General features: G+C 73.8%; 19 protein-coding genes. 4 read left to right on the forward strand and 15 right to left on the reverse strand.

The window, feature by feature from the left end:
• Positions 1-12: 12 nt before the first annotated feature.
• From BJ961_RS26945 to hisI, 5 genes are all read right to left on the reverse strand, one after another.
• Entirely contained in the window at positions 13-420 is a 408-nt protein-coding gene (locus tag BJ961_RS26945; RefSeq protein WP_271417176.1) for a DUF2752 domain-containing protein, read from the reverse strand.
• Between the two features lie 188 nt (positions 421-608).
• Entirely contained in the window at positions 609-860 is a 252-nt protein-coding gene (locus tag BJ961_RS26950) for an HGxxPAAW family protein (RefSeq protein ID WP_271415381.1), read from the reverse strand.
• Between the two features lie 120 nt (positions 861-980).
• Positions 981-1,622: a TIGR02234 family membrane protein gene (locus BJ961_RS26955; RefSeq protein WP_271415382.1), complete on the reverse strand. Its 642-nt coding sequence runs from the start codon at positions 1,620-1,622 to the stop codon at positions 981-983.
• An 84-nt stretch (positions 1,623-1,706) separates the two neighbouring features.
• The gene (locus tag BJ961_RS26960; RefSeq protein WP_381159826.1) at positions 1,707-3,224 is read right to left on the reverse strand and encodes an anthranilate synthase component I; all 1,518 of its coding nucleotides are present in this window, start codon (positions 3,222-3,224) and stop codon (positions 1,707-1,709) included.
• An 11-nt stretch (positions 3,225-3,235) separates the two neighbouring features.
• Positions 3,236-3,661: a phosphoribosyl-AMP cyclohydrolase gene (hisI, locus tag BJ961_RS26965; RefSeq protein WP_271415383.1), complete on the reverse strand. Its 426-nt coding sequence runs from the start codon at positions 3,659-3,661 to the stop codon at positions 3,236-3,238.
• 81 nt (positions 3,662-3,742) lie between these two features.
• Here hisI and BJ961_RS26970 point away from each other — a divergent pair, with 81 nt between their 5' ends.
• Positions 3,743-4,378: a TIGR03085 family metal-binding protein gene (locus tag BJ961_RS26970; protein WP_271415384.1), complete on the forward strand. Its 636-nt coding sequence runs from the start codon at positions 3,743-3,745 to the stop codon at positions 4,376-4,378.
• Between the two features lie 10 nt (positions 4,379-4,388).
• Here BJ961_RS26970 and BJ961_RS26975 read toward each other — a convergent pair whose 3' ends face one another.
• The 10 genes from BJ961_RS26975 to hisD form a co-directional block, all read right to left on the reverse strand.
• Positions 4,389-5,660, reverse strand: a complete 1,272-nt coding sequence (locus BJ961_RS26975; protein ID WP_271415385.1) for an MFS transporter — start codon at positions 5,658-5,660, stop codon at positions 4,389-4,391.
• Positions 5,653-6,240, reverse strand: a complete 588-nt coding sequence (locus tag BJ961_RS26980; RefSeq protein ID WP_271415386.1) for an ArsR/SmtB family transcription factor — start codon at positions 6,238-6,240, stop codon at positions 5,653-5,655. The genes BJ961_RS26975 and BJ961_RS26980 overlap by 8 nt, the downstream gene beginning before the upstream one ends.
• 79 nt (positions 6,241-6,319) lie before the next feature.
• Positions 6,320-7,075, reverse strand: a complete 756-nt coding sequence (hisF, locus tag BJ961_RS26985) for an imidazole glycerol phosphate synthase subunit HisF (RefSeq protein ID WP_271415387.1) — start codon at positions 7,073-7,075, stop codon at positions 6,320-6,322.
• A complete protein-coding gene (locus BJ961_RS26990; RefSeq protein ID WP_271415388.1) occupies positions 7,072-7,476 on the reverse strand; it encodes a RidA family protein in 405 nt (134 codons plus the stop codon). The genes hisF and BJ961_RS26990 overlap by 4 nt, the downstream gene beginning before the upstream one ends.
• Entirely contained in the window at positions 7,473-8,198 is a 726-nt protein-coding gene (gene priA, locus BJ961_RS26995) for a bifunctional 1-(5-phosphoribosyl)-5-((5-phosphoribosylamino)methylideneamino)imidazole-4-carboxamide isomerase/phosphoribosylanthranilate isomerase PriA (RefSeq protein WP_271415389.1), read from the reverse strand. The genes BJ961_RS26990 and priA overlap by 4 nt, the downstream gene beginning before the upstream one ends.
• A 2-nt stretch (positions 8,199-8,200) precedes the next feature.
• Complete coding sequence (gene hisH, locus BJ961_RS27000) at positions 8,201-8,839, reverse strand: imidazole glycerol phosphate synthase subunit HisH (RefSeq protein ID WP_271415390.1); 639 nt, start codon at positions 8,837-8,839, stop codon at positions 8,201-8,203.
• Positions 8,836-9,000: a hypothetical protein gene (locus BJ961_RS27005; protein WP_003976764.1), complete on the reverse strand. Its 165-nt coding sequence runs from the start codon at positions 8,998-9,000 to the stop codon at positions 8,836-8,838. The genes hisH and BJ961_RS27005 overlap by 4 nt, the downstream gene beginning before the upstream one ends.
• Before the next feature lie 3 nt (positions 9,001-9,003).
• Positions 9,004-9,597, reverse strand: a complete 594-nt coding sequence (hisB, locus tag BJ961_RS27010; RefSeq protein ID WP_271415391.1) for an imidazoleglycerol-phosphate dehydratase HisB — start codon at positions 9,595-9,597, stop codon at positions 9,004-9,006.
• On the reverse strand, positions 9,594-10,703 hold the full coding sequence (locus BJ961_RS27015; RefSeq protein WP_271415392.1) for a histidinol-phosphate transaminase: 1,110 nt from the start codon (positions 10,701-10,703) through the stop codon (positions 9,594-9,596). The genes hisB and BJ961_RS27015 overlap by 4 nt, the downstream gene beginning before the upstream one ends.
• Positions 10,700-12,025: a histidinol dehydrogenase gene (gene hisD, locus BJ961_RS27020; protein WP_271415393.1), complete on the reverse strand. Its 1,326-nt coding sequence runs from the start codon at positions 12,023-12,025 to the stop codon at positions 10,700-10,702. The genes BJ961_RS27015 and hisD overlap by 4 nt, the downstream gene beginning before the upstream one ends.
• 200 nt (positions 12,026-12,225) lie before the next feature.
• On the opposite strand from hisD, the gene BJ961_RS27025 reads away from it, so the two are divergent.
• The 3 genes from BJ961_RS27025 (at position 12,226) to BJ961_RS27035 (ending at position 16,141) form a co-directional block, all read left to right on the forward strand.
• Positions 12,226-13,803: an oxidoreductase gene (locus BJ961_RS27025; protein ID WP_271415394.1), complete on the forward strand. Its 1,578-nt coding sequence runs from the start codon at positions 12,226-12,228 to the stop codon at positions 13,801-13,803.
• Positions 13,804-14,279: 476 nt separating this feature from the next.
• Positions 14,280-15,389 carry a hypothetical protein gene (locus BJ961_RS27030; RefSeq protein ID WP_271415395.1) on the forward strand — a complete coding sequence of 370 codons (1,110 nt, stop codon included), beginning with the start codon at positions 14,280-14,282 and terminating at the stop codon, positions 15,387-15,389.
• A gap of 11 nt (positions 15,390-15,400) precedes the next feature.
• Complete coding sequence (locus BJ961_RS27035) at positions 15,401-16,141, forward strand: LON peptidase substrate-binding domain-containing protein (RefSeq protein WP_271415396.1); 741 nt, start codon at positions 15,401-15,403, stop codon at positions 16,139-16,141.
• Positions 16,142-16,143: the final 2 nt, after the last annotated feature.

A 16,143-nucleotide genomic window follows, 5' to 3' on the forward strand; every position in this document is an offset into this window, starting at 1 on the left:
CCCCGTAAATGATCAAGGGATGAGCCAGCCGCCGAACGGCAGGTTCCGGACAACCGTGAAGACCAGCAGCAACGTCCCCAGCGTCCACAGGTGGACCGGCCCGAGGTCGACCCGGACGGGGCGTCCCCGGGCCGCGCGGATCACCCAGACGGTCCACAGCACGGCGAAGCCCAGGTAGGCGAGGACGGCGGGCGCGTTGGCGTGCAGCGCGGCCGTGAGGTCGCCGTGGACGAAGGCGTGGGCGCTGCGCAGCCCGCCGCAGCCGGGGCAGTAGACGCCGGTGAAGCGCAGCAGGGGGCAGACGGGGTAGTGGCCGGGCTCGTAGGGGTCCACGCCGCCCACGTACGCGAAGGCCCCGGCGACGGCCGCGAGCACTCCGGCCGGGACGGCCAGGCGGGCGACCGCGCCGCGGACCGGGATACCGGTCGGGGGCCCGGCCGGGCGCCGCTCCGGATGCCCGGCCGGGCGCTGGGCGGGGTGCTGGTCGGGGTCGGCTCTGCGCTCTCGGCGTCCACGCCCGCATTCTGCCCCCGGCGGCCCCCACGCGCACGGGAGGGGCGGTCCCGGCACCCGTGTGCCGATCCGCCCCTCGGGCACCGCGTGCCGGGTCAGCCCTTGGCGCCGGCCCCCGCGTGCTCGCCCGCGACCTGGTGCACGGGGTGGTTCTGCTTCGGCTGGCCGAGGCCCATCATCTTCATGATGTAGCCGACGACACCGCCGAGGAGCACGACCGCCATGCCGGCCCAGAAGCCCCACGGCTGGGCCGCCACCATGAACATGCCCGCGATGCAGAAACCGATGAAGGCGATGATGACACCGGTCCAGGCGGCCGGGGTGTGACCGTGGCTGCTGCCCGCCATTGCTTGCTCCTCGTTGCTGTGTGCCATGTCTGAGCAGGACGCTCGCACCCATTGTCCCGCACGGGGGCACGCGCCGTGAGCGGGGGTGCTCCGGCGGGTGAACGCGGGTGCGTCCCAGGGTCAGGCGCTGGTGGGGTCCTCGCCGCGGTCGATGGCCTTCCACAGGTCCTCGGGGCGGTTCGGGTCGACGGTCTGCGGCCTGCGGCGCGGACGCGGGGTGCCGTCGCGCTCGTAGCGGCCGGACATCGCGGGCCACTGGCGGCCGTAGCGCAGCGCGAGCAGACCGGCCAGCAGGAGCAGGGCGCCGCCCACGGCCGCGACGTAGGGCCAGGCGGTGTGGGAGAGCGCGTCGACCGTGGCCGAGGTGTCGCCGGCGGCCTTGGCGGCCTGTTCGTCCAGGGCGGAGCTGTCGGAGGCGCCGGCCAGGGCGGCGGCGAGGGTGCCGGCGCCGCTCAGCGCGAGCAGGCCGGCCACGGCGAAGCGGCCGGCGCGGCGCACGGCGAACACGGCGACGAGCGCGGCGAGGCCGACTATGGCGAGCGCCGCGGGTACGCCCGTGACGTCGCTGCCCTTGGCGGTCAGGGTGAACGCCCCGCCGGCCACCGTGGCGGTGCCCTCCGCCCACTCCTGCCGGGTGGCGAGCAGGGCGACGGCGGCGCCGAGCGCGCCGCACAGCAGGGCGACGGCGAGGCTCCGGCGGCCGGCCCGGGCGGGTCCTGCGGCTGGGGTGCGGGGATGAGGAACGGCTGTCACGTACTCCACTATCACCCGAACCCCGGGCGAACCGTCACCCGGGGTTCGGAATCTCCGACGTGAGAATCACCCCACCGCTCCGTCCGGTTGGCCCTATTGCGCCAGCCGGTTGGCCGTGTGTACGGCCCTCAGCACCGCCGCCGCCTTGTTGCGGCACTCGGTGTCCTCGGCGACCGGGTCGGAGTCGGCGACGACTCCGGCGCCCGCCTGGACGTAGGCGGTGCCGTCGCGCAGCAGCGCGGTGCGGATGGCGATGGCGGTGTCGGAGTCGCCCGCGAAGTCGAGGTAGCCGACGCAGCCGCCGTACAGGCCGCGCCGGGAGGGTTCGAGTTCGTCGATGATCTGCAGGGCGCGCGGCTTGGGGGCGCCGGAGAGGGTGCCGGCCGGGAAGCAGGCGGTGAGGACGTCGAAGGCGGTGCGGTCCGGGGCGACCCGGCCGGTGACCGTGGAGACGATGTGCATGACGTGCGAGTACCGCTCGACGGACATGAAGTCGACGACCTCGACGGAGCCGGGCTCGCACACGCGTCCGAGGTCGTTGCGGCCGAGGTCGACGAGCATCAGGTGCTCGGCGCGCTCCTTGGGGTCGGCGAGCAGTTCGTCGGCGAGGGCCTGGTCCTCCTGCGGGGTGGCGCCGCGCGGGCGGGTCCCGGCGATGGGGTGCACCAGGGCGCGGCCGTCCTCGACCTTGACCAGTGCCTCGGGGGACGAGCCGACGACGTCGAAGCCGTCGAGGCGGAGCAGGTACATGTACGGGGAGGGGTTGGTGGCCCGCAGGACCCGGTACACGTCGAGGGCGCTGGCCGTGCAGGGCGTCTCGAAACGCTGCGAGGGGACGACCTGGAAGGCCTCGCCCGCGCGGATGCGCTCCTTGATGTCCTCGACGGCGTCCTGGAAGTCGGGGCCGCCCCACAGCGCGCTGTACTCGGGCAGCTCGGAGGGCGGCAGCGCGGCCGGGGGCTGGGCGACGGCGCGGGTGAGGTCGGCCTCCATGGCGTCCAGGCGGGCGATCGCGTCGGCGTAGGCCTCGTCGACGCCGGTCTCCAGGTCGTTGTGGTTGATCGCGTTGGCGATCAGGAGGACCGAGCCCTCCCAGTGGTCCATGACGGCGAGGTCGCTGGTGAGCAGCATGGTCAGCTCGGGCAGCTTCAGGTCGTCGCGCTCGCCGGGGCCGACCTTCTCCAGGCGGCGGACGATGTCGTAGCCGAGGTAGCCGACCATGCCGCCGGTGAAGGGCGGCAGGCCCAGGTCGTGGGCGAGGTCGCGCGGTGTGTGCAGGGCCTCCACGGTGGCGCGCAGGGCGGCCAGCGGGTCGCCGTCGGTGGGGACGCCGACGGGCGGGGTGCCCTGCCAGTGCGCCTGCCCGTCCTTCTCGGTGAGGGTGGCGGCGCTGCGGACGCCGACGAAGGAGTACCGGGACCATCGGAACGCCGCGCGGCCGTTCTCGGCGGACTCCAGCAGGAAGGTGCCGGGGCGCTCGGCGGCGAGCTTGCGGTACAGGGCCACCGGGGTGTCGCCGTCGGCGAGGAGCTTGCGGCCGACCGGGATCACCCGGCGGTCGGCGGCGAGCTTGCGGAAGGTGTCGAGGTCCATGTCGTGCGTCGCGTCCATGGCGGCAGACCCTACTGACCCGCGCCGGGCGCGTCGCTGCCCGAGCCCGCGGCGCCGTCGGCGAGGAGCACGTCGGCGTCGAAGCAGGTGCGGGCGCCGGTGTGGCAGGCGGCGCCCACCTGGTCGACCTTGACGAGCACGGTGTCGGCGTCGCAGTCCAGCGCCACGGACCTCACCCACTGGAAGTGCCCGGAGGTGTCCCCCTTGACCCAGTACTCCCGGCGGCTGCGCGACCAGTAGGTGCAGCGCCCGGTCGTCAGCGTGCGGTGCAGCGCCTCGTCGTCCATCCAGCCGAGCATCAGCACCTCTCCGGTGTCGTACTGCTGGGCGATGGCGGGCAGGAGGCCGTCGGCGCTGCGCTTGAGCCGGTCGGCGATCTCCGGGGCGAGCGCGCTGGGCCGCCCGGGGGCGGCGCTGCTGGGGGAGCTGCTGGTCATGCGTCCATTGTGCCGCGCGGGACGGACACGCCCCGGCGTTGTCCATTGGGCGGACCCGGCCGGTCGCCGTAGGCTGACTCCATGTCGACTTTCGCCAAGCGTGAACGGCTTCTGCTCGCGGACCTGTTGGAGACGGCGGGTCCGGACTCCCCGACCCTGTGCGACGGCTGGCGGACCCGTGACCTGGCCGCGCACGTGGTGGTGCGCGAGCGCCGGCCGGACGCCGCCGGGGGCAGCATGATCAAGCAGCTGGCGTCCCGCCTCGACCGGGTGATGGAGGAGTACACCGCGAAGCCGTACGAGGAGCTGCTCCGGCTGATCCGCACGGGCCCGCCGCGCTTCTCCCCCTTCCAGCTCAAGCAGGTCGACGAGGCGGCGAACACGGTGGAGTTCTACGTCCACACGGAGGACGTCCGCCGTGCCCGGCCCGACTGGTCGCCGCGCGAGCTGGACCCGGTCTTCCAGGACGCCCTGTGGTCCCGCCTGGAGCGCGCCGCCCGCCTGATGGGCCGCGGCATCCCGACGGGCCTGGTGCTGCGCCGCCCCGACGGCCGGACGGCGGTCGCCCACCGGGGTACGCCGGTGGTGACGGCGACGGGCGAGCCGTCCGAGCTGCTGCTGTTCGCGTTCGGGCGGCAGGACGCCGCGAAGGTGGAGCTGGAGGGCGAGCAGGAGGCGATCGCCAGGCTGCGGGAGACGAAGCAGCTGGGCATCTGAGGCCCGCCGCTCACTCGGGCAGCTCGGCCCGCCGCACCCCGGGCGCGCACAGGGCGACGACCCCGCCGAGGCCGCAGACGGCGGCGCTGACGGCGAAGACCGGGCCGGTGCCCCAGACGCCGATGGCGGCGGCGGACAGGGGCATGCTCAGCGGGGCGATCCCCAGGCTGACGATCCCGGAGACCGCCGTGACGCGCCCCAGCATCCCGGGGGCCGACTGGGTCTGGAGCAGGGCGCCGCACAGCGCGCCGCTGAGCCCGGCGAGCAGGCCGATGAGCAGCGCCGTCCCGACGGCCACCGGGAGGGCGGGGGCCTGGGCCAGCGCGCCGATCGCGACCGCGCCGGGGACGAGGGCGCCGGCGACGACGTACCCGGCGTGCGGTACACGCCCCCGGACGGTCAGCAGCAGGGCCGCCGTCCCGGCGCCGACTCCGAAGCCGGCGAGCACCCAGCCCATTCCGGAGGCTCCCCAGCCGCGTTCGTCGGCGAGCAGGGTCAGGCCGATGTTGAGCGGGCCGACGAAGCCCAGGTCTCCGAGGGCGATGACCAGCATCAGCGGTCCGAGGACGCGGTGCCGCCGGATGTACCGGAGCCCGTCCCGCAGGTCCCGCCACGCGGTGCCGCCCTCGGCGGCGGCCGCCGGCGCGTCGTCGCGGGGCAGGGCGCGTATCCGTACGGAGACCAGCAGCGGCACCGACACGGCGATCAGCAGCCCGGCGAACGCGAAGGCGGCGGCCGATCCGCCCACCGCGACACCGAGCCCGCCGAGCGGGGCGCCCACGACGGCGGCGAAGCGGACGGCCAGGCCACGCATGCCCTGGACGCGGGCGAGCTGGTCCTTGGCCGTGATGCGCGCCGGGAGCGCCCCGACGGCGGGCAGGAAGAGGGCGTCCACCGCGCCGAAGACGAGGGCGAGCAGGGCGAGGAGCCACAGTCCCGGGTCGGTCGCGAAGAGCAGCACGGCCACCGCGAGGACCGCCGCGCACCGTACGGCGTCGCTGCCGATGACGACCCTGCGCGGCCCGAGCCGGTCGACGACCACTCCCCCGCCGAGCATGAGCAGCGCACGCGGCACCGCGCTCACCGCCGTGACGATCCCGGCCTCGGCGGGTGTGCCCCGCTGCACGGCGGCCCAGGACAGCGCGAGGTAGAAGACGGTGTCGCCGAGCATGGAGGCGGTGTAGGCGGTGACCCAGCGCAGGACGTTGCCGTCGCGGTGGGCGGGGCGCGCGGCGGGCGCGGATATCTGTCCGTCCGTAGTGGACGTGGTCGCCTCAGACACGGAACGGGAACCCGTAGACGTGCAGCGCGACGTTCTCGCGCCCCTCGGTGTCGCCGGCGTCCTCGGCGGCCCGGCCCCGTTCGTCGTACTTCCTCGCCAGGGCGAGCAGCTCGGCGGAGAGTTCGGCCAGGTCGGCCGGGGTCAGTCGCAGCAGTGACTCGTTGTCGGGGGCGGCGGAGTTCCACTCGGGGCCCCAGGTGGGACGCTCGTCGAGGTAGCGGCGGTACATGTCGGCGCGCTGCTCGTGGAAGAGCCGGGTGGCCGCGAGGTGGGCGGCCGCGCGTTCGGGGGCGTCGCGGAAGTTCTCGTCGCGGATGGTGACGCCGTCCGAGGAGGGCTGCCACCACCGCTCCCTGCCGTCCGCGCTCTGCGGTTCGGCCTGCTCGACCAGCCCGTGCTCGGCCAGCTTGCGCAGGTGGTAGCTGACCAGCGAGACGGCCTCGTCCACCTGCTCCGCGAGCTGCGAGGCGGTCGCCGTGCGCGCCACGCACAGGCCCCGGTAGAGCTGCATGCGCAGCGGGTGGGCGAGGGCTTTGAGGGTGCCCAGATCGGTGATGGGGTGGTTCTCCTGGCGCGGCATGCGACCAGGCTAGATTACGAAAGGAAAATTGCGCAATGAGTGTTGCGCAATTTTCCCTTCGCTTCTCGTCGTCGTGCCCCTACCGGACGGGATGCCCCGCCGCGCGGAGCGTCTCCTTCACCTCGCCGATCCGCAGGTCGCCGAAGTGGAAGACCGACGCCGCCAGGACCGCGTCCGCGCCCGCCTCGACGGCCGGGGCGAAGTGGGCGAGGCCGCCCGCGCCGCCGGACGCGATGACCGGGACGCCCACGTGCTTGCGGACCGCCGCGATCATCTCCAGGTCGTAGCCGTCCTTCGTGCCGTCCGCGTCCATCGAGTTGAGCAGGATCTCCCCCGCGCCCAGCTCGGCGGCGCGGTGCGCCCACTCCACCGCGTCGATGCCGGTGCCGCGCCGGCCGCCGTGCGTGGTCACCTCGAAGGAGCCCGTCTCGGTGCGGCGCGCGTCGACCGACAGGACGAGGACCTGCCGGCCGAACCGCTCGGCGATCTCCCGGATCAGGTCGGGGCGGGCGATGGCGGCCGTGTTCACGCCCACCTTGTCCGCACCGGCCCGCAGCAGCCTGTCGACGTCCTCGGCGGTGCGCACGCCGCCGCCGACGGTCAGCGGGATGAACACCTGCTCGGCGGTGCGGCGCACCACGTCGTAGGTCGTCTCGCGGTTGCCCGACGACGCGGTGATGTCCAGGAACGTCAGTTCGTCGGCGCCCTCGGCGTCGTACACCTTGGCCATCTCGACGGGGTCGCCCGCGTCGCGCAGGTTCTGGAAGTTGACGCCCTTGACGACCCGGCCGTTGTCCACGTCCAGGCAGGGGATGACTCGGACCGCCAGGGTCATGAATCCACGGCTCCTCTATACGCTTCCACTTCGACTGACACCAGGACCCGCGAGTCGATGAAGCCCTGCACGACCAGCAGGGTCGTGACCGGGCGTACGGAGTCGAACAGCTCCTTGTGGGCGCGGCCCACCGCGTCGACGTCGCGCGAGTGCGCCAGGCACACCCGGGTCCGGATCACGGACTCGATGCCGAGCCCGAACTCACCGATCGCCTCCACCGCGGAGGCGAAGGCCACCTTGGCCTGTTCGTACGGGTCGCCCTCGCCGTACAGCATGTCGCCCTTGAAGGCGGTGGTGCCCGCCACGATGACTCGGTCGCCCGCCGCCACGGCGCGTGCGAACCCGAAGGATTCTTCCCAGGGACTTCCGCTCTGCACGCGCCGTACGGCTTCGGATGTCATGGCGACACAGCCTCCAAGGCTTCTTCCAGGGTGAACGCCTTCGCGTAGAGGGCCTTCCCGACGATGGCCCCCTCGACACCGCTCGGGACCAGCCCGGCGATCGCGCGCAGGTCGTCCAGGGACGACACGCCGCCCGACGCCACGACGGGGCGGTCGGTGGCGGCGCAGACGTTCTTCAGGAGCTCCAGGTTGGGGCCCTGGAGGGTGCCGTCCTTGGCGATGTCGGTGACGACGTACCGGGCGCAGCCCTCCTTGTTCAGGCGGTCCAGCGTCTCGTAGAGGTCGCCGCCGTCCCGGGTCCAGCCGCGGCCGCGCAGCGTGGTGCCGCGTACGTCGAGACCGACCGCGATCTTGTCGCCGTGCTCGGCGATGACCTTGGCGACCCATCCCGGGGTCTCCAGGGCGGCGGTGCCGAGGTTCACCCGGGTGCAGCCGGTGGCGAGGGCGGCGGCGAGGGTGTCGTCGTCGCGGATGCCGCCGGACAGCTCCACCTTGATGTCCATGGCCCCCGCGACCTCGGCGATCAGCGCACGGTTGTCCCCGGTGCCGAACGCCGCGTCCAGGTCGACCAGGTGCAGCCACTCGGCGCCGGAGCGCTGCCAGGCGAGGGCGGCCTCCAGCGGGGAGCCGTAGGAGGTCTCGGTGCCGGACTCGCCGTGCACCAGGCGGACGGCCTGGCCGTCGCGGACGTCGACGGCGGGGAGGAGTTCGAGCTTGCTCATCTCTACAGGGTCTCGATCCAGTTGGTGAGGAGCTGGGCGCCGGCGTCGCCGGACTTCTCGGGGTGGAACTGCGTCGCCCACAGGGCGCCGTTCTCCACGGCGGCCACGAAGGGCCTGCCGTGCGTGGACCAGGTCACCCGGGGCTCGGCGATCAGCGGGTTGTGCGACTCCTGGTTCCACTCGTGGACGGCGTAGGAGTGCACGAAGTAGAAGCGGGCGTCGGCGTCGAGCCCGGCGAAGAGCTGGGAGTCGGCGGGTGCCTCGACCGTGTTCCAGCCCATGTGGGGCACGACGTCGGCCTGGAGCGGTCCGACCGTGCCGGGCCACTCGTCCAGGCCCTCGGCCTCCACGCCGTGCTCGACGCCGCGCGCGAAGAGGATCTGCATGCCGACGCAGATGCCCATGACCGGGCGTCCGCCCGACAGCCTGCGGTCGACGATCCAGTCGCCGCGGGCGGCCTTGAGCCCGTCCATGCAGGCGGCGAAGGCCCCGACGCCGGGGACCAGCAGCCCGTCGGCGTTCATCGCCCTGTCGTAGTCGCGGGTGATCTCGACGTCGGCCCCGGCGCGCGCGAGGGCGCGCTCGGCGGAGCGGACGTTGCCGAAGCCGTAGTCGAAGACGACGACCCTCTTGGCGGTCAACTCCAGACCTCCAGCCTCAGGACACCGGCGAGCAGACACATCCCGGCGCCGATCGAGAGCAGCACGATCAGCCCCTTGGGCATCTGCTGCTTGGCGAAGGAGTAGATGCCGCCGAGGAAGAAGAGGCCGACGACGATCAGTGCGGTGGACGTACCGTTCATGGCTTACAGCGCGCCCTTCGTGGAAGGCAGGATTCCGGCGGCGCGCGGGTCGCGCTCCGAGGCGTAGCGCAGGGCCCGGGCCAGCGCCTTGAACTGGCACTCCACGATGTGGTGCGCGTTGCGGCCGTAGGGCACGTGGACGTGCAGGGCGACCTGGGCCTGGGCCACGAAGGACTCCAGGATGTGCCGGGTCATCGTCACGTCGTACTCGCCGATCATCGGCGCCGTGTTCTCGGGCTCGGTGTGCACGAGGTAGGGGCGGCCGGAGAGGTCGACGGTGACCTGGGCGAGGGACTCGTCCAGCGGGACCGTGCAGTTGCCGAAGCGGTAGATGCCCACCTTGTCGCCGAGGGCCTGCTTGAAGGCGGCGCCCAGCGCGAGGGCGGTGTCCTCGATGGTGTGGTGGGAGTCGATGTGCAGGTCGCCGTCGGTCTTCACGGTCAGGTCGAACAGACCGTGCCGGCCGAGCTGGTCGAGCATGTGGTCGTAGAAGCCGACACCGGTGGCGATGTCGGTCTTGCCGGTGCCGTCGAGGTCGATCTCGACGAGGACCGAGGTCTCCTTGGTCGTGCGCTCCACGCGTCCCACGCGGCTCATGTGTTCTGCTCCTTCTTGACTTCACGTACCGCGTCGAGGAACGCGTCGTTCTCCTGCGGGGTTCCGGCGGTGACCCGCAGCCACCCCGGTACGCCGTTGTCCCGGACCAGGACGCCCCGGTCGAGGATCTGCCGCCAGGTCTCGTGGGAGTCCGCGAACCGCCCGAACTGGACGAAGTTGGCGTCGGACTCGGTCACCTCGTAGCCGATGGCGCGCAGTTCGGCGACGAGCCGGTCCCGCTCGGCCTTCAGCTGCTCGACGTACTTCAGCAGCGTGTCCGTGTGCTCCAGGGCGGCCAGCGCGGTCGCCTGGGTGACGGCCGACAGGTGGTACGGCAGCCGTACGAGCTGGACGGCGTCGACGACCGCCGGGTGCGCGGCGAGGTAGCCCAGGCGCAGGCCCGCCGCGCCGAACGCCTTGGACATGGTGCGGGAGACGACCAGGTGCGGGCGGCCGTCGAGCAGCGGCAGCAGCGAGGCGCCGTGGCTGAACTCGATGTACGCCTCGTCCACGACGACCATGGTCGGCTTCGCCGTCTGGGCGGCGTCGTGGAGGGCGAGGACCGTCTCGGCGGGGACCGCGTTGCCGGTGGGGTTGTTGGGGGTGGTGATGAAGACGACGTCCGGACGGTGCTCGGCGATCGCCTTCTCGGCGGCGGGCACGTCGATGGTGAAGTCGTCGTGGCGCGGCCCGGAGATCCAGCCGGTGCCGGTGCCGCGGGCGATGAGGCCGTGCATCGAGTACGACGGCTCGAAGCCGATGGCGGTGCGGCCCGGCCCGCCGAAGGCCTGCAGCAGTTGCTGGATGACCTCGTTGGAGCCGTTGGCCGCCCAGACGTTGCTCACGTCCAGGGGGTGGCCGGAGGTGTGCGTCAGGTACGCGGCCAGTCCGGTGCGCAGCTCGACCGCGTCCCGGTCGGGGTAGCGGTTGAGGTCGCGGGCGGCCTCGCGGACCCGCTCGGCGATCCGCTCGACCAGGGCCTCGGGCAGCGGGTAGGGGTTCTCGTTGGTGTTCAGCCGTACCGGCACGTCCAGCTGGGGTGCGCCGTAGGGGGACTTGCCGCGCAGCTCGTCCCGTACGGGGAGGTCGTCGATGCCGAACGTCACTTGCTTTCCGGGACCTTCCACTCGAACCTCGCCTTGATCGCCGCGCCGTGCGCGGGCAGGTCCTCGGCCTCCGCCAGGGTCACCACGTGGTGCGCGACCTCGGCGAGCGCGTCGCGCGTGTAGTCGACGATGTGGATGCCGCGCAGGAAGGACTGCACGGACAGGCCCGAGGAGTGGCAGGCGCAGCCGCCGGTGGGCAGGACGTGGTTGGACCCCGCCGCGTAGTCGCCGAGGGAGACGGGCGCCCAGGGGCCGACGAAGACCGCGCCGGCGTTCCTGACGCGCTCGGCGACGGCGGCGGCGTCGGCGGTCTGGATCTCCAGGTGCTCCGCGCCGTAGGCGTCGACCACGCGCAGGCCCTCGTCCAGGCCGTCGACCAGGACGATCGCGGACTGGCGGCCGGCGAGCGCCGGGCGGATGCGGTCCTCGACGTGCTTGGTGGCCTCGACCTGCGGCTGGAGCTCCTTCTCGACCGCGTCCGCCAGCTCCGCGGAGTCGGTGACCAGGACGGCGGCGGCCAGCGGGTCGTGCTCGGCCTGGCTGATCAGGTCGGCGGCGACGTGCACCGGGTCGGCCGTCGAGTCCGCCAGGACGGCGATCTCGGTCGGCCCCGCCTCGGCGTCGATGCCGATCTTCCCGGTGAAGAAGCGCTTGGCGGCGGCGACCCAGATGTTGCCGGGGCCGGTGACCATGTTGGCGGGCGGGCAGGACTCGGTGCCGTAGGCGAACATCGCGACGGCGGTGGCGCCACCGGCCGCGTACACCTCGTCGACGCCGAGCAGGGCGCAGGCGGCGAGGATCGTCGGGTGGGGCAGGCCCCCGAACTCGGCCTGGGCGGGCGAGGCGAGCGCGACCGACTCGACGCCGGCCTCCTGCGCGGGCACCACGTTCATGATCACGGACGAGGGGTAGACCGACCGGCCGCCGGGGGCGTAGAGCCCGACCCGGTCGACGGGCACCCACTTCTCGGTGACGGTGCCGCCGGGCACGACCTGCGTGGTGTGCGTGGAGCGGCGCTGCTCGCGGTGGACGAGGCGGGCGCGGCGGATGGACTCCTCCAGGGCCGCGCGGACGGCCGGGTCCAGCTCCTCCAGCGCGCGCGTGAGCGCGGCGGCCGGGACCCGCACCCGGTCGAGCCGGACGCCGTCGAACTGCTCGGCGAAGTCGATCAGCGCCGCGTCGCCCCGATGATGTACGGCCTCGCAGATCGGACGCACCTTCTCCAGGGCGGCCGAGACGTCGAAGTCGGCTCGGGGCAGCAGGTCGCGCAGGGCGGGGCCCTCGGGGAGGGCGTCGCCGCGCAGATCGATTCGGGAGATCACGGAACCAATTCTCTCAGACCCGCGTCGGGCGCGGTCCGCGCGTATCAATGGCTGATACAGAACGCGACGGACTCCCCCGCTCCGAGGTGAACTCGCGCGATCCGTGCTCACTTTGAGTGTTCGGAAGGTCACTCAGTGGGCATGAACGGTTGTACGAAGGGTGAGCGACCGGCGAGTAGGTGGGGAAGGAGTGAAGCACCGTGACCGAGGGGGCCGACCATCGTGACGGAGAGCTGCCGGACGACCTGACCGCCGCCGAGGCCGGCATGTGGCAGGCCTTCCGCAACGGCAGCGTGTACGACCTGAGCAGCGGCGACGCGCTCACCGACGACCCGCACGGCGGGCATCCCTGGGGACCGGAGCGGACGGTGCGGGCCCGCATCGTGTGCTGGCTGCTTCTCGACGGCCCTCCGGCGCTCGCGGGCCGGGTGTCGTCGCTGAAGCTCGTGGGCGTGCGGATCAGCGACACGATGGACCTCGCGGGCGGCACGGTCGAACCGTACGTCGAGCTGCGGGGCTGCCGGTTCGAGCGGGAGGTGCTGCTGCCGGAGACCCGGTTCACCACGGTGCGGCTGGTGGACTGCTCGGTGCCGCGCCTGGAGGCGGCCCGGCTGCACACCGAGGGCGACCTGCACCTGCCGCGCTCCCGCTTCCCCGGCGGCATCCGGCTCACGGACGCGCAGATAGGCACCGACCTGCTGCTCAACCAGGCGGTCGTGCACCGGGACCGCAGCGGGCGCTCCATCGCCGCGGACGGCATGACGGTCGGGCAGGACCTCCAGGCGGAGATGCTGGAGGCGCACGGCGAGGTGAGTCTGCGCAGCGCCCAGGTCGGCGTGTCGCTGAGCCTGCGCGGCGCCCGGCTCCTGAACCCGTACACCCGGCACGCGCTGAACGCCCCGCAGCTGACGGTGGAGCGCACGCTGTACCTGACCCCGGCGGGCCTGGGCAGCCCGCTGCTGCGCGGCACCACCCCCGCGCAGGGCACCCGCATCCAGCGCTTCGAGTGCGAGGGCGGGGTGCGGCTGGACGACGGGCGGTTCGGCGACGCGCTCGACCTCGAGCACGCGCGGTTCACCTTCACCGACGAACAGGAGCTGTCCATGCGCCGGGTGCAGACGCCCGAGCTGCGGTTCCTGGGGGAGCGGCCGGCGCGCGGGCGGGTGGTGCTGTCGGGGGCGCGGGTGGTCAACCTGATGGACCGGGCGGACAGTTGGCCGGGCCCCGGCCGGCTGCACATGGGCGGCTTCGCCTACGAGAACCTGGTGCCGCGCGGCCCGTTCCCGCTGGAGAAGCGGCTGCGGTGGGTGGGCGCCGCGACCGCCGAGTACCACCCGGAGCCGTACGAGCGCCTCGCCTCCGTACTGCGGGCGGGCGGCGAGGACGAGGACGCCCGCGAGGTGCTGCTCGCCAAGCACCGCAGGCGCCGCGAGAGCCTGCCCGTCGCCGCGAAGCTTGTGGGGTACGCGCAGGACTGGACGGTCGCCTACGGCTACCGGCCGGGCCGGGCCGCGGTGTGGATGGCGGTGCTGTGGGCGGCGGGCTCGCTCGCCTTCGCCCGCGCCGACCCGCCGCCCCTGAAGAACGGCGAGCAGCCCGACTGGAACCCGGCCCTCTTCGCCCTCGACCTCCTCCTCCCGGTGATCGACCTGGGCCAGGCCGGTTCCTGGCACCTGCACGGCGGCTGGCAGTGGCTGGCGACGTCCCTGGTCCTGCTGGGCTGGATCCTGGCGACCACGGTGGCGGCGGGCGCGACCCGCCTGCTCCGCCGCAGCTGACCCCTCCGGGTGCCGCTCAGCCCCCACGGCCCGGTCCCCCACCGGAGGCGACGCGAGCCGCACGAGTGCGGGGGCGGGGGCGGAGGCGGGTACGAAGACGAGGGCCGAGACGGGTCCGGCGGCGGAGACGGGGGCCGAGGCGGGTACGGGGGCCATGGAAGGGGCCGAGGCGGAGGCGAGTGCGAAGACGAGAGCCGAAACGGGTGCGGCGGTGGAGACGGGGCGGGTGCGGCGGCGGGTCGGGGGTGAAGGCCGAGGCGGGTGCGGCGGCGAAGGCCGAGCCTGGCGCGAGGGCGGAGGCGGGGGCGGCGGCGAAGGCCGAGGCGGGCACGGGGCCGGGTCGGGGGCGAAGACGAAGGCCGAGCCTGGCGCGAGGCCGGTGCGGGGGCGGGGGCAGAAGGCGGTGGGGGCACGGTCGGGCGAAGGCGGAGGCGGGGGCGCACAACCATCCCGAACCCTCGGCCGTCGTACTGGCCATGCTGCGCGCGTTCCTGCGGACCGCGGCCCGGGCCCGTCCCCGGTCGCCACGGCCCGCCCAAGACGACGACGTGCTCCTCGACGCCCCCGACGACCGTCTCGCCCCCGCCCTCGTCGCCGCGGCCCGCGGTGAGCACGGTCCCGCCGCAGGTCTCCTCGCCGGTACCCGCGAGAACGCCGAGTGGGACCACCGCGACCGCTACGCGACCCGGCTCGCCGCCTTCGCCCGCTCCCGCGCCGAGTGGCTCGGCGACTGGCGCTCCACCGCCCCGGACGACCCCGACGCCCTGCTGGTCGCGGCCCGCCTGGCGGTGCACCGCGACTGGGACTCCCCGGCCCGCGCCGAACTCCTGCGCCCGGTGCTCCCCGCGGTCGTCGCCGCCGCCCGGGACGCCGGGCCGGACCCGGTGCCGTGGCGGACCGCACTGGACGCCGCGCGCGGCGCGCACGCCGGGCACACCGAGTTCGAGCGGCTCTGGGAGCAGGCGGTCCGCCGCGACCCGCACCACTACGGCTGCCACGTCGCCGCCCTGGAGTACCTGGCCGCCGCCTCCCCGGGCGCCCACCGCGAGTGCCTGGACTTCGCCGAGACGGCCGCGCAGGACGCCCCCGAGGAGGCGCTCGTCCGGGCGCTGCCGCTGCACGCGGCCCACGCCTGCCTCACGGCGCCCGGCGGTGCCCGCCCCCGCCCCGGCCCCGACGCCGACGCCGACGCCGACGCCGACGCGCCCGGCGTATCCGCGCTCCGCCCCCGGCTGGACGCCGCGGCCGACCGCGCGACCGCTCTCTCGGCGGCGTACCCGGCGGCCGACCCCTGGGCCGCGGCGCTGCGGAACCTGCTGGTGGACGTCCTCGTGCGCCTGGGACGCCACCAGGACGCGGCGGAGCAACTGCGGCTGACCGGCCCCTACGTCACGTCCTTCCCGTGGGACCGGGACACGGACGACCCGCTCGGCCGCTTCGTCCGGGTGCGTGCGGACGTCCACGCCGCGGTGGTCTCCGCGAACGGTTCCGGGAGCGGTTCCACGAGCGGTCCGGCGACCGGTTCGCAGGGCGCCGGCCGTCCACGGAACGGGCGGGGCGGACGCGTCCGCCCCGGCGACCATTAGGCTTCTGCGACGTGACCACCGTCCGGCTCCCCCTCTTCCCCCTGAACTCCGTCCTGTTCCCGGGGCTGGTGCTCCCGCTCAACATCTTCGAGGAGCGCTATCGCGCCATGATGCGCGAGTTGCTGAAGACCCCCGAGGACGAACCGCGCCGGTTCGGCGTCGTGGCGATCCGCGACGGCCACGAGGTGGCCGAGAGCGCCCCCGGCCTGCCCGACCCGACGGCCACCGTCGAGCGCGGACCCGCGGCCGGGTTCGGCACCGACCCGGTCAAGGCGTTCCACAAGGTGGGCTGCATCGCCGACGCGGCGACGATCCGCGAACGGGCCGACGGCACCTTCGAGGTGCTGGCGACCGGCACGAACCGGGTGCGGCTGCTCTCGGTGGAGTCCTCGGGCCCCTTCCTGACCGCCGAGCTGGAGCCGCTGCCCGAGGAACTCGGCGACGAGGCGGGCGCGCTGGCCGAGGGCGTGCTGCGGTCCTTCCGGCAGTACCAGAAGCGGCTGGCCGGGGCCCGGGAACGCTCGCTGGCCACCGGCGCCGACCTGCCGGACGAGCCGGGCGTGGTCTCCTACCTGGTCGCCGCCGCGATGATGCTGGACACCCCGACGAAGCAGCGTCTGCTCCAGGCCCCGGACACCGCGTCCCGCCTCAGGGACGAGCTGAGACTCCTCCGCTCCGAGACGTCCATCATCCGTTCGCTGCCGTCCCTGCCCGCGTCGGACCTGACGCGCGGCCCGACGAGTCTCAACTGAGG

Origin of the sequence: Streptomyces lienomycini (assembly GCF_027947595.1) — a bacterium.
Taxonomy (GTDB): domain Bacteria; phylum Actinomycetota; class Actinomycetes; order Streptomycetales; family Streptomycetaceae; genus Streptomyces; species Streptomyces lienomycini.